Annotated in this window: 13 protein-coding genes; 7 read left to right on the forward strand and 6 right to left on the reverse strand. The window is 52.1% G+C overall.

Features of this window, described 5'->3' with window-relative positions; genetic code table 11:
- The 4 genes from ABXT62_RS08140 to gloB form a co-directional block, all read right to left on the reverse strand.
- Window positions 1–681, reverse strand: coding sequence for a hypothetical protein (locus ABXT62_RS08140; protein ID WP_415358099.1), 681 nt, complete (start codon window positions 679–681; stop codon window positions 1–3).
- A 114-nt stretch (window positions 682–795) separates the two neighbouring features.
- Window positions 796–1,929: a methyltransferase gene (locus ABXT62_RS08145; protein ID WP_415358100.1), complete on the reverse strand. Its 1,134-nt coding sequence runs from the start codon at window positions 1,927–1,929 to the stop codon at window positions 796–798.
- 24 nt (window positions 1,930–1,953) lie between these two features.
- On the reverse strand, window positions 1,954–3,192 hold the full coding sequence (locus tag ABXT62_RS08150; RefSeq protein WP_415358101.1) for a transglycosylase SLT domain-containing protein: 1,239 nt from the start codon (window positions 3,190–3,192) through the stop codon (window positions 1,954–1,956).
- Window positions 3,193–3,341: 149 nt separating this feature from the next.
- Window positions 3,342–4,115 carry a hydroxyacylglutathione hydrolase gene (gloB, locus tag ABXT62_RS08155; RefSeq protein ID WP_415358102.1) on the reverse strand — a complete coding sequence of 258 codons (774 nt, stop codon included), beginning with the start codon at window positions 4,113–4,115 and terminating at the stop codon, window positions 3,342–3,344.
- 106 nt (window positions 4,116–4,221) lie between these two features.
- Here gloB and ABXT62_RS08160 point away from each other — a divergent pair, with 106 nt between their 5' ends.
- From ABXT62_RS08160 to dnaQ, 3 genes are read left to right on the forward strand one after another with little or no spacing between them, the layout of a single operon-like run.
- Window positions 4,222–5,028, forward strand: coding sequence for a class I SAM-dependent methyltransferase (locus tag ABXT62_RS08160; RefSeq protein ID WP_415358103.1), 807 nt, complete (start codon window positions 4,222–4,224; stop codon window positions 5,026–5,028).
- Window positions 5,025–5,462, forward strand: coding sequence for a ribonuclease HI (gene rnhA, locus ABXT62_RS08165; protein ID WP_415358104.1), 438 nt, complete (start codon window positions 5,025–5,027; stop codon window positions 5,460–5,462). Before ABXT62_RS08160 ends, rnhA begins: the two co-directional genes overlap by 4 nt.
- A 33-nt stretch (window positions 5,463–5,495) precedes the next feature.
- Window positions 5,496–6,233 (forward strand): DNA polymerase III subunit epsilon, encoded by a 738-nt coding sequence (gene dnaQ, locus ABXT62_RS08170; RefSeq protein ID WP_415358105.1) that lies wholly within the window; start codon window positions 5,496–5,498, stop codon window positions 6,231–6,233.
- A gap of 21 nt (window positions 6,234–6,254) precedes the next feature.
- Here the strand turns inward: dnaQ and nhaB are convergent, their stop codons facing one another.
- Window positions 6,255–7,760, reverse strand: coding sequence for a sodium/proton antiporter NhaB (gene nhaB / locus ABXT62_RS08175; protein ID WP_415358106.1), 1,506 nt, complete (start codon window positions 7,758–7,760; stop codon window positions 6,255–6,257).
- Between the two features lie 195 nt (window positions 7,761–7,955).
- Here nhaB and nudC point away from each other — a divergent pair, with 195 nt between their 5' ends.
- Window positions 7,956–8,768 (forward strand): NAD(+) diphosphatase, encoded by an 813-nt coding sequence (gene nudC / locus ABXT62_RS08180; protein ID WP_415358107.1) that lies wholly within the window; start codon window positions 7,956–7,958, stop codon window positions 8,766–8,768.
- A gap of 33 nt (window positions 8,769–8,801) precedes the next feature.
- Window positions 8,802–9,866, forward strand: a complete 1,065-nt coding sequence (sohB, locus tag ABXT62_RS08185) for a protease SohB (RefSeq protein WP_415358108.1) — start codon at window positions 8,802–8,804, stop codon at window positions 9,864–9,866.
- Between the two features lie 15 nt (window positions 9,867–9,881).
- Here sohB and ABXT62_RS08190 read toward each other — a convergent pair whose 3' ends face one another.
- Window positions 9,882–10,766 (reverse strand): LysR substrate-binding domain-containing protein, encoded by an 885-nt coding sequence (locus ABXT62_RS08190; protein ID WP_415358109.1) that lies wholly within the window; start codon window positions 10,764–10,766, stop codon window positions 9,882–9,884.
- Between the two features lie 175 nt (window positions 10,767–10,941).
- Here ABXT62_RS08190 and cysC point away from each other — a divergent pair, with 175 nt between their 5' ends.
- On the forward strand, window positions 10,942–11,559 hold the full coding sequence (gene cysC / locus ABXT62_RS08195) for an adenylyl-sulfate kinase (RefSeq protein ID WP_415358110.1): 618 nt from the start codon (window positions 10,942–10,944) through the stop codon (window positions 11,557–11,559).
- A 13-nt stretch (window positions 11,560–11,572) separates the two neighbouring features.
- On the forward strand, window positions 11,573–12,760 hold the full coding sequence (gene sat / locus ABXT62_RS08200) for a sulfate adenylyltransferase (protein WP_415358111.1): 1,188 nt from the start codon (window positions 11,573–11,575) through the stop codon (window positions 12,758–12,760).
- Window positions 12,761–12,810: the final 50 nt, after the last annotated feature.

Consider the following 12,810-nt stretch of genomic DNA (forward strand, 5'->3'; position numbering starts at 1 on the left):
TTACTTCGCGGCTGGCGCTGTTTCTGCCGATGCAGTGTCTGCTGGCGCTGCCTGATGCTTCAGTGTGAGCGCAATCGCTTCTGCAAATACGATTACAGCGGTTTCGCCAATCTTAACGCCTTCCATTTTTTCTGGTTCCACATCACCAATGATGTGCACCATGCCACGAGAATCTTTAACGGTAACGGTGCCAGATACACGATTCATGCCTTCGACGGTAACAACCGCACGGATGACACGCATATCAGCAATGCCTGGATGCGTGGCGTCTTCTGACACAGCTTCTTCATCAAGCTCAACCCATGGCGCAGCGATCTCTTCTGCGGTTGGTACGCGCAGCTCAGATTCCATGGCCGCAATGTAAGTGACGACGACGCTATCGCCAACCTTTACCTCTTCTAGCGCTATCGCTTTATCTTGTGATTGCAACGTAAACGTGTTGCCACCCGGGCCGCGCAGAGTCACCTGGCGAGTCTTCAGGTCAATGGCGGTGATTTCGGCTTCGGCTTCCATTGCGACTGCACGACCACCGGTTTGAACTTTGGCCTGAGTTTCGGCTTTAGGCTTGGCTTGGGCTTCTTCATGGTGTGCTGCTTGTGCCAGCATCGGTAAGGCAAGTGCTACGAGTGCAATCAGGCCTGTTCGAGCGGCGCGAGAGAGAGTCTTCATTGTATCGCTCATAAACGTATTCCTTTTCAAGTTTTGAGATCATCTTGATGCTCTAATGCAACAAGGGGGATGACAAGATACTCGCAAGACCCCGCACAATGCAACCTCCGAATGGAGGCGCTGGGATCACGATTTTTGTGCCAATACTATGTTGAATTGGGCGTTGCTGGCCAACTTCTCCACTCGGTCAAATGTACGCCGCAGAGTAGGCAGGTAGTCGAGATGCCTGTTGGCAACTAAGTAAAGTCGCCCGCGAGATTGTAGGTGTTGGCTGCACTGTTGAAGCAAGTGCCGGCCGGCAAAATCATCCACGGTATGCTGCAGATGAAAGGGTGGATTGCACAGGATGATTTGCGCTGTCTTATTGCGGTACTCTAGGAGACCATCACCCTGGTGGAAGCTGGCACTGCTTGCCTCTTGCGGAAAGATTCGACTTGCGTTAAGGCTAGCAGAGCGCACCGCCATTGCCGATTCATCACAGAAAGCAATGTTAGAAGCCACGCCTTGCCTTAAAGCGACTAGGCCCAAAATGCCATTGCCGCAGGCGAGGTCAATGAGTGTCTCGGCGGGCGCCAAGGTATGCAGTTGCTCCAGCAGGAAGCGAGTACCCATGTCCAGCTTCTCTCTGCTGAACACATTGGCTAGGCCGCACAGTTCTGCACTCAACGCTTCACTGTGATAAGTCGCTATCCCAGTATATTCTGGAGCGCTCCGCTCATCCCGTATTGCGCTAAAGAGACGCGCTTTATGCTGGCCTCGGTGACGTTGTGCGGGGCCTATATAGCGCTCTAAAATGGCTGCCGTATGAGGTGACAAGTGCTTGTCCATGCCGGCGGCCAATACGGTTGTCTGCTCTGGCAATAAGCGTGCGAGTCGGGACAGCTGATACTCGAACAGCGGCCGCTGTTTGGGAATTCGCAGTACCACCAACTCGGGCGCAGCGGGAGGCACCTCGGTGCTCCAGACAATGCGGGTCTGCGTTCGCCTATTCGCGCGTTCATTGTGTCTTAGCGCGAGTACAGCCAACGCCGAATCCGTCCATAAAGCGTGAGGTTCTAGTGCGACACAGAGCGCACCGTAGATATCGTTGACTACCAGTATTCCTGAGCCGAGAATGCCGCGGCGGTGGGTTTCCTCCAGTAGTAAGGTGTCGGCACTGCACCACGCGACCAGCCGTTCATTGGGGCGGGCAGGGTAGCAGTTCAGTTGGAACGCTCCATAGGGCGTTTCATGGCGAGCCCCGTGTGCTGCGGCCGTCATGAAACGCGCACCCCAATGTTTGTATTAGCCATCGGCGGCGTAAAGAGTAAGTTGTTGGCCGGGGCGTATATATGCCGTCGGATCCAGCGCATTCCAGATCACAATATCACTGACCGAAATGTGAAATTTGTCCGCGATACGGTGAAGAGAGTCCCCTTCGCGGACCCGGTAGTCTTGGGCAAATGCTTGTTCACTGGATCCGGTAAAACTAATGGGTATATTAAGAGTATCGCCAGCCCGGATTTCAGTGCCTTGCATGCCATTAAGTTGCTGTAGCACTATGACACGAGTATTAAATTGTGCGGCGATATGCCCTAGGCTATCTCCAGGTTGTATTTGATAGCTCTCCCACCGCATAAGTTCCTCAGGATCCGCTTGCGCTATGCTGGCTTCAAACTGGCCTAGAGTGCCAATAGGCAGCAATAACTCCGATGTTCCGTTAGCAGAGACAGCCCCTCGTAGTCTGCCCGGATTAAGGGCGCGAAGCGTCTCAATATCCACGCCTGCCATTTGCGCCGCATTGACAAAGTGCATGGGTCTTTTAATTTCGACAACTTCGAAGGAGGGCGAGTTGTTGACGGCAGGAATTGTGACGTTAAATTTTTGAGGGTCAGCTACGATCTGGGCTAGGGCGAGAAGCTTCGGCACATAGTTGAGAGTCTCCGAGGGTAGGTCTAGCGACCAGTAATCTGTGTCCAATCCCTTTGCTTTGTTGCTGCGCTGCGCTCGACTCACGTTTGAAGCGCCACAGTTATAGGCTGCAAGCGCCAGAAGCCAATCGTTATCGAACCGCGTGTGCAATTTTTCGAGGTAGTCCAGCGCGCCTGTGGTCGAGTCTCGCACAGACTGGCGTCCGTCGTACCACGAGTCCTGTGCCAGACCCAGATGCTTGCCAGTCCTGGGCATAATTTGCCACAGCCCTGCGGCACCAGCGTGGGAGGCCGCGAAGGGATCGAGGTTGCTTTCAACCATCGGCAGCAGTGTGATTTCCATCGGCATATCGCGCTTGTCCACCTCTTCGACAATGTGATGGAGGTAGTAATCAGCTCGATCTTGCGCTGCGGGCACGTAGTTGTGCTGTCGTAAAAACCTCTCTCTCTCCTTGTCGACCCGCGCATGATCGATCTCCTGCCAATTCAGGCCAAGGCGGATTCGCTCCCATACATCATCAGGCTGTTCATCAGTGACTAGCGCTGGGATTGGAGCGGGCGGCATAGGCGCTGGGGATGCCGCAGAGTCAGCGAGTGACCGGTCTGTTGGCACAGATTGACAAGCCGTCAAAACTAATATAGAAATAACTATATATAGTCTTTGTAAGCAATTGAAATATATGATTTTTAAGTTCCTATATAGCCGTAAAATAAGGTGCCGCGAGGTCTGCAAAGTGGCTTGCTAATGTCTCGGGTTATAGTCTAAAAGCTGTCCTTCCATGCTCTTACGGCGGTAAACGTCTCTAATGTGCTGTGCCCTGCAGATTTGCCCTGTTCGTGCAGCGAGGCCTGAAGTCGTGCGTTATTACAGCGCAGGAAGGGGTTTGTGGCAAGCTCGAGTGCAATGTCCGAGGGGACAGTCGGTTCTCCGCGCGATCGGGTGGCCTGGGCCACAGTGATGCGATCTGACAGGGGTTCGTTGTGCGGCTCCACTGCCTGCGCAAACGCCAGGTTTGCAAGTGTATACTCGTGAGCACAATAGACCCGCGTTGCTGGCGGTAATGCGGCCAGCGACTCCAGCGACCGCAGCATCATTGGTGGATTGCCCTCAAAGAGTCGGCCGCAGCCGCCGGCAAACAGAGTGTCACCACAAAAAACGACGGGGGTTGCTCCGTCATGAAAATAGGCTATGTGGTCCAGCGTATGGCCTGGTACCTCAATAACGCTGAAGGCCATCCCCAATACATCGACGGTGTCACTTGCCGAGACGCGCTTGGTAACACCCTCGATACTGGGGTTAACTGGGCCGTAGACGACGGGTTTGAAACGGTCACACAGCGTCTGCACACCACCAACATGGTCGAAATGATGATGCGTAATAAGGATGCCTGTGAGTTCCAGGTGTAAAGATTGTAAGGTGCTTATTACCGGCTCAGCATCGCCAGGGTCTACGACAAAGGCCTGTCGCGTCGCGTCATCGTAGAGTAGCCAGATATAGTTATCGGCGAAAGCGGTAATGGGTTGGATATTCAACATGAGATAGCATTCCAAAGCGGCGAAAATACAGTAGAATCAATATAATTATTTAAAGGCCTGCGGCCTGAGCAGCCCACAACGCGATACGCGGAGAAGCAGCACCGTAATGCAGATGCATTGTAACGATATTTACCAACAACTGGAATCCTGGTATTCCAAAGACAATGGACAGTATCTGATGGGGGCTGCTCGCGCTGCCACGCAAGATCTGCTCGACACTTCGTTTGGCTATCACATATTACAATTGGGCGTAACCGGTGGACGCCCCCTGTGTCAGGGTAGCCCCATCAATCACCGAGTGTATTGTGCAGACAACCCACGGGACGGCATTGGATTAGTGGCAGATCCCAGTGAGCTGCCCCTTGAGAGTGACAGTGTTGATGCTATTATCGCGCATCACTGCTTGGAGTTTGCCGATAATCCACATCAGGTGCTGCGTGAGATACAGCGTGTATTGACCCCTCAGGGCCAGTTGCTGATCATTGGCTTCAACCCCTATAGCCTGCTTGGCTGTAACACGCGCGCACGTGGGATATTGCGCGATCCACTTTGGTCACGGCATCGACCGCTAAGTGAGCGCCGTCTGCGAGATTGGTTGAATCTACTGGGCTGTGAAGTGCTCGATATTTTCCGGTTATATGCACTTCCTCCCATTGGTGGCGGACGCCTACGACAGTTGATCGCCCGTGCTGATGCATGGACAGCGCGGCATGATCTACTGTTAGGTGGTGTCTATATCGTGCATGCCACTAAACAGGTTGCCGGGGCGCACCGTCCTCGCCGCACGCTGCGGTCGCGTCGTGGTAGCCTTATTGGCTTGGTGCCGAAGTCGGCTCCTGTGCCGATGCCTGTGCCACAGACGCCCTATCCACGAAAGAAACCGAATAAAGTCAAAGGGAACGTGACCGCTTGAAAAAAGTTGAAATTTTTACCGATGGGGCCTGCCGCGGTAATCCTGGCCCTGGCGGTTGGGGTGCACTACTGCGCTGCGGCGATGTTGAACGGGAGCTGTACGGTGGCGCGCTGGACACCACGAATAATCGTATGGAATTACAAGCTGCGATAGAGGCATTGAAAGCACTTTCACAACGCTGCAGCGTCGACCTCACTACTGACTCGGTCTATGTGAAAGATGGCATCACCAGGTGGTTAGAAGGGTGGAAGAAAAAAGGCTGGAAGACCGCTGCGCGCAAGCCGGTCAAAAATGTAGACTTGTGGCAGGCCCTCGACGAAGAGAATCAACGTCATGATGTAAGGTGGCATTGGGTAAAAGGACACAGCGGTCATGCTGAGAATGAACGAGCAGATCTTCTGGCCAATCTCGGTATCGATGCGTTGCAGAAATAAGTGCCCTGTTCCACAAAAAAGGACTGAACCGACGTGAGACAAATTGTACTCGATACTGAAACAACTGGACTGGAAGTTGCACAGGGGCACCGCATTATCGAAATTGGCTGCGTCGAGTTAGTGAATCGTAAGTTGACGGGCAATCACTACCATCAATACATTAATCCCGACCGCGCAATTGACCAAGGTGCGCTTGAGGTGCATGGGATTACCAGTGAGTTCCTTGCTGATAAGCCTGCATTTGAATCCATATCAGCCGCATTTATGGAATTCGTACAGGGTGCAGAACTGATTATTCATAACGCGCCGTTCGATCTCGGATTTCTAGACAGTGAATTGCAGCGTCTGTCACCTAGTAGAGGCAGCGTGGTGGATGGGTGCACTGTTATCGATACGCTGGTAATGGCCCGATCAAAACACCCAGGGCAGCGCAACAGTCTTGATGCGCTATGCCAGCGCTATGAAGTGGACAACTCACAACGAGACCTGCACGGGGCTTTGTTGGATGCTGAAATACTCGCCGATGTCTATTTGGCCATTACAGGCGGCCAGACAGCGTTGCAGCTCTCTGGGTCAGGCAACGATCAGAATGGCCAGTCCCGCATGGAACCCATTGTTCGGCTGTCCGGCAACCGCGAATCACTGCTTGTTATTAAGGCGACTCCGACCGAACTCACCGCTCATGAAAACCAGCTGGAGGACATTGCCGCGGTCAGTGGCGGAAAGGTACTGTGGAGAGACACCGCCGCGGAAGCGCTGGTAAAACCATAACACTCCACCCCGAACGCTCAATCAGATAAAAAGGGCTACACAGGCTAGTCCAACGCCACCTAACACCACCGTATAGGGCAGGGCCATAATTACCATACGTCCGTAAGACAAGCGGATCAACGGGGCTAAGCCAGAGGTAAGGAGAAACAGGAATGCGGCCTGACCATTAGGCGTCGCCACACTTGGCAAATTAGTGCCTGTATTAATTGCTATCGCCAATTGATCAAATTCTGGCCGTGTAATCGCACCTGAATCTAGAGCAGCCTTCACCTCGTTGATATACACGGTAGCGACAAATACATTATCGCTAATCATAGACAAAATACCGTTGGCCAAGAAAAACATCGAGGGTCTCACCTCCGGTTGCATACTTAACACAGCATCAATAACAGGAGTGAACAAGTGCTGGTCATGAATCATCGCGACAATGGCAAAGAAAACTACCAGCAGCGATGTAAAGGGTAGGGCCTCTTCGAACGCTTTTCCCAGTTGGTGCTCTTCTATCACCCCGTTAAAGGCTGTTAGCAGTACGATAACCATCAGACCGACAAGTCCCACCGCAGCCCAATGAAACGCCAGTGCCAGCGCCAGAATCAGAGCAACCAGTGCCTGTACCAGCAGACGCCCATTACTGCGTGCGTTTCGAAGCCCTTCTTGCTCTTTTTGATACTCTTCTAGTTCGTGACGCACATTTTCGGGCAGGCTTGCTCCGTAACCAAATTTTCCGGTGGCTTCCAACGCCGCACAGGTGGCGAGTCCCGCTACCAAGGCCGGCATGCTGACCGGCGCCATAATCAGCGCAAATTCAATAAAACTCCACCCTGCCACCTTCGCTATCAGTAAATTTTGTGGCTCTCCCACCATCGTCGATACGCCGCCCAAAGCAGTGCCCACCACGCCGTGCATCAGTAAGCTGCGTAAAAATGCTCGGAACTGGTCCAGTTCTTCCCTATGTTGTTCCTGAACCGCGTCGTCTACCGAGTGGTCATGCCCGCCACTATGGTGCTTTTGGCCAGAGGCGACCTTATGATAGACAGCATAAAACCCTACGCCGACACTGATCAACACGGCGGTCACTGTCAGGGCATCCAAGAATGCGGACAGAACAGCGGCAACCAGTGAAAACAATAGCGAAAGACGAATCTTAGAGCGGACATTCAGTAATATTCTGGTAAAAACAAACAGCAGCAACTCTTTCATGAAGTAGATGCCGGCAACCATAAACATCAACAGCAAAATGACTTCAAAATTGTTTATTGTTTCCTGGTAGACCATCTCTGGAGACGTCATTCCGAGTAACACTGCCTGTATTGCAAGCAGTCCACCCGGTTGTAGTGGGTAGCAGCGCAGCGCGAGAGCGAGTGTGAAGATGAACTCAGCGATGAATAGCCAACCAGTGACAAAGGGCCCTAGGAAATATAAGGCTATGGGATTGATGACCAGAAATGCTACCAGCGTTCTTTTATACCACTCGGGGGCATTGCCGAGGAAATTTTTCCAAAGCGCATAGAGGAGATGTTCATTCATGATAGGCGTTACGTTTATCTGCAGAATCGAGGGTCGACAGTCTACGTTATTCGCAAAGACTTTCCTAAACTTTGGCGATTTATATTTGCTCAACGAAGAGCGAGTGGGGGAGGTGCCCTTGCGTCGTCGACCTTGCCCCCGGAGACGGGCAGACATACTATAGCGGATCATTTGATGATTCCTGCTGGAGAAGCGATGTTTCGATCCGACAATACGACACCCCAGTCCTGTGATGACGAATTGCATATCGTATTTCAGCAGGGTCAGTTGCTTAGTGATATGCGTTCTCGGACGGGATGTCTGATCCCTCTGGATCAGCTTAGATTGAGTGGTTGGACAGAGCTGAGCCGCCAGTTTCTGGGCTATTGGGAAGATAAGCCTTGCTATGTGCTAGAGATAGATGCGGTGGATCAGCCTGATCCCGCTCGGTATCAGAAGGGCAATCTTTACCATATCCTTGGCAGAGTCGATGAGCAGCTGTTTGCGCTCGCGGGGCGTGCTTCTCAGCTACTGGATTGGGAGCGCGATCACCGGCACTGCGGGCGCTGCGGCAACCAGATGACGCTGGACGTTAAGGAAAGAGCCATGCGTTGCGACCCTTGCCGGGTGATTAATTATCCCCGTATCGCCCCGTGTGTTATCGTACTCGTCGCGCGGGGCGAAGAATTGCTGCTAGCACGTAACGCTAACTTCCCTCAGCCCATGTACAGCACACTGGCAGGGTTTATTGAGGCCGGTGAAACAGCCGAAGAGACACTTGTGCGTGAAGTGCGCGAAGAGGTCGGCGTGGAAGTGTGCAACCTTCGTTACTTTCAGTCGCAGTCTTGGCCTTTCCCTAACCAACTGATGCTGGGATTTTTTGCCGATTATGCCGGAGGAGAGATCGTTTGCGATCTCACGGAAATCGCAGATGCTGACTGGTTTCATTACAGTCAACTGCCTATGATCCCCCCAATATCTTCAATTTCCGGACAATTGATCCAGCAGTATATTAAAACCTTAAGCTAGATACCCTGAACTTAAAACCCCTGGAGTAAATCTGTGGAATTTATTTATGAATATGGACTGTTCCTTGCTCAGGCGGTCACCTTTGTCGCGGCAGTTCTAATAGTTGTCGCAGGTATTTTATCTCTTAGCGTAAGACAGCGGGGAGATATTCAGGGTGGCCAGATAGAATTACTCAATCTAAATGAGAAATATCGCCACATTGGTGAAACTTTTCGCGAGGTTATCGATGAGCCGGAAGCCCTTAAGTTGCATAAAAAGTCGGCTAAAAAAGATGAAAAAGCGAAGACGAAAATAGCAAAGAAGAAGCACAAAAAGGGTGCAGATGAACTTCCTGAGGAGCGCCGCAAGCGGTTATACGTGCTTGGTTTTGACGGTGACGTCAAAGCAAGTGCCACTGACAATTTACGCGAAGAAATCTCTGCGGTCCTTCCCCAGATTGAGAAGGGTGACGAGGTACTGGTTAAGGTAGAGAGCCCCGGCGGTATGGTTCACAGCTACGGCCTTGCCTCAAGCCAGCTGCAGCGCATTAAAGATGCTGGTGTTCCTCTAGTGATTGCGGTGGACAAAGTGGCTGCAAGTGGCGGATATATGATGGCCTGCGTTGCCGACCGGATTATTGCCGCACCTTTCGCTGTGCTCGGCTCCATTGGTGTCGTTGCTCAGCTGCCCAATTTCCACCGCTTGTTGCAAAAGAACAGTGTTGACTTCGAGTTATTCACTGCCGGAGAACACAAACGTACCGTTACCATGTTTGGTGAAAACACTGATAAGGGCCGTGAGAAGTTCGTGGAAGAGCTGGAAGAAACTCACGTTCTTTTCAAGAACTTCGTCAGCGCAAATCGGCCTGCATTGGATATCGGTAAAGTGGCGACTGGAGAGATATGGTATGGTCAAAATGCGCTGGCAGAGGGTTTAATCGATGAGTTACAGACCAGCGATGCTTTTGTGCAGGGCAGACTCGCAGACTGGGATGTGTTTGAAGTGACTTTTGCCCACAAAAAGAACTGGCAGGAGAAGCTAGGTCTGGCCGCCGAGAGTGCGCTGGAAAAAAGTTTTCTGAAGATCTGGCAGCGCGGGCAGGGCGGCAATAATTATTAGTCAGTGCCGCACTGTTTACTGATCCATGGAGCGACAGGTTTCCATCCATGATTTAACCGACTCTAGGCGGAAGCGCTTTTTGGCCAAAGCGAAGTAAAAAGTGCGACGCATGTTGCGACGAGGCAGAGTAAGCGGGACTAGGTCACCATTGGCAAAGTTCTTTTTGAGTACGATCTGCGAGAGACACCCAATCCCCAGTCCTGATTCGACCGCATTCTTGATGGCCTCGTTGTGCCTTAGCTCCAGATAGATATTGATGTCCGGGAGAAGGCCGGCGAGCGCTCGGTCAAACGTATGCCGTGCTCCCGAGTCAGGTTCCCTCAGTATCCAGAGTGCCTCCTTAATGTCTTTGTTGGTCAGCGTTTTCTTGCGGGCCAAGGGGTGATCTGCGGCGCAAAATACAATGAGCTCATCTTCTCGCCAGGGAATTAATTCGAGTTCGCGGTGGTGCACCTCACCTTCAATCATGCCGACATCAACATCGAAATTGAGCACCCTGGCGACAACGTCCGGCGTGTTGGCGATGTCCAGTTGCACATCCGCCTCAGGATAATTCGCTAGATAGCCTGCTAGATAGCGAGTGGCGAGGTGATTGCCGATGGTAAAGCTGGCGCCTACCTTAATGTGTCCCACATCGGTGTGATCCAGCAATTTTTCTTCAAAACTCTGGCAATGAGCGATCAGGTTTTCCGCTTCCCTGCGCAATGTGTGCCCAATCGCATTCAGAGCCAGCTTATTGCTGACCCGGTCGAATAGGCTGACCTCATACATATGTTCGAGGTTCAGCAGTGCTTCACTGGCGGCGGATTGGGACATATGCAGACTCTGGGCCGCTTTCGAAATATTTTGATGCTTTGCTACTGCAAGGAATATCTGAAGCTGTCTGATTGTAAATTTCATGGCGCACCTTAAAAAGCCGATAGGAGGTTCGTATTAGGCACAGGTAAAACCGATAGTTATATCCATAATATCCTGTTTTACATGGAGATCATATGCCCGTACTATCCTCTTCCTTAATTTCCTGGCTGATCTGTATTAAGCAGCCTAAACAAAGCGGCTCACGGAGACCTTTAAGATGGCGGAACAAAAAGCGACGAATGTTCATTGGCACGAAGGCGATATCACACGGGAGCACCGGAGTAAGCTACTTGGCCATAAGGGGGCAACGTTATGGTTCACAGGGCTTTCCGGCAGTGGTAAAAGTACGGTAGCGGTTGAACTTGAGGGCACGTTGACCGAGATGGGCGTATTGTCCTATCGACTAGACGGCGATAACGTACGCATGGGCATCAACAAAAACCTAGGATTTTCTGCGGAAGATCGCACGGAAAATATCCGTCGGATAGGAGAGGTGGCCAAGCTGTTCGTTGATAGCGGTGTGCTCGCCCTAAGCAGTTTTATCAGTCCCTACAAGGCAGATCGTGACCAGGTACGCGCCCTGCACGAAGATGCAGGAATGGACTTCATCGAAATCTACGTTGATTGTTCTCTAGAGGCGGCAGAAAGTCGCGATCCGAAGGGCCTTTATAAAAAAGCTCGAGCGGGTGAAATTAAGAACTTTACCGGAATCGATGACCCTTACGAAGAGCCCTTCAGGCCTGAAATACACTTGCACTCTGACCAGCAAAGTCTTGAGGAAGAAGTACAGGAAATACTGAGAGTCCTGCGTGAGCGCGGCATCATTAGTCAATAATCAGGAGAAAATTATGATCAAGCCACACGGCTCTGATGAGCTCAACCCGCTTTTTGTATCTGATACCGATGAGCGCAACGCACTGCAAGCGGAAGCCGAGACACTACCTTCCATTTTGCTTAACTCTGCCGCGGCGGCCAATGCCGTTATGCTTGCAGGCGGTTACTTCAACCCGCTGACAGGCTATATGGATCTTGCCGACTCGCTCAGCGTGGCAGAAAAAATGGCTACAGTAGACGGGCTATTTTTCCCCGTGCCAATCGTTAACTTGACCACAGAAACAGGCGTGAACGCGGGCAGCCGTATCGCCCTGCGTGACCCTAACGTCGAAGGTAATCCGGTCCTCGCAGTGATGGACGTCACGGCAGTGGAGTCTGTTAGTGATGAGCAGATGGCCTTCATGTCGGAGAAAATTTTTCGCACCGAGGACAAGAAACACCCAGGCGTAGCAACTTTTAATAGCCTGGGCCAGACCCTGTTGTCTGGACCTATCCAAGTGCTCAATTTTTCTTACTTTAAGACAGACTTCCCTGACACTTTCCGCACTGCCGTGGAGATTCGCAATGAAATCACCGCGCATGGCTGGGAGCGAGTTGTTGCCTTCCAGACCCGTAACCCCATGCACCGCGCACACGAAGAGCTGTGCCGAATGGCGATGGAACAGTTGGACGCTGATGGTGTATTGATCCATATGCTACTTGGCCAGCTCAAGCCGGGCGATATCCCCGCTGACGTCCGTGATGCTTCCATTCGAAAGATGGTAGAAGTGTATTTCCCGCCGAACACCGTAATGGTGACGGGTTACGGTTTCGATATGCTCTACGCTGGCCCGCGCGAGGCAGTATTGCACGCGGTCTTCCGCCAAAACTGTGGCTGCACGCACCTGATTGTAGGCCGCGATCACGCGGGTGTAGGCGACTATTACGGTGGCTTTGATGCCCAGGCGATATTTGAAGAGGAGGTGCCTGCGGGCGCGTTGGAACTGGAAATCTTTAGCGCTGATCATACTGCCTATAGTAAAAAGCTCGATAAGGTCGTGATGATGCGGGATGTTCCAGATCACACCAAGGATGACTTCGTGTTGTTGTCAGGCACCGCTGTGCGTGAAATGCTCGGTAAAGGCATAGCGCCACCGCCTGAGTTTTCTCGACCAGAAGTGGCGAAAATTCTCTCGGACTACTACCAGTCTCTGGATAAATAGAACCGGTCAGCCGGCGGGCGGCGATTTTCTGCCGCCTGCTCAATTGGTGA

This window comes from Halioglobus sp. Uisw_031 (genome assembly GCF_047729875.1).
GTDB lineage: Bacteria > Pseudomonadota > Gammaproteobacteria > Pseudomonadales > Halieaceae > Marimicrobium.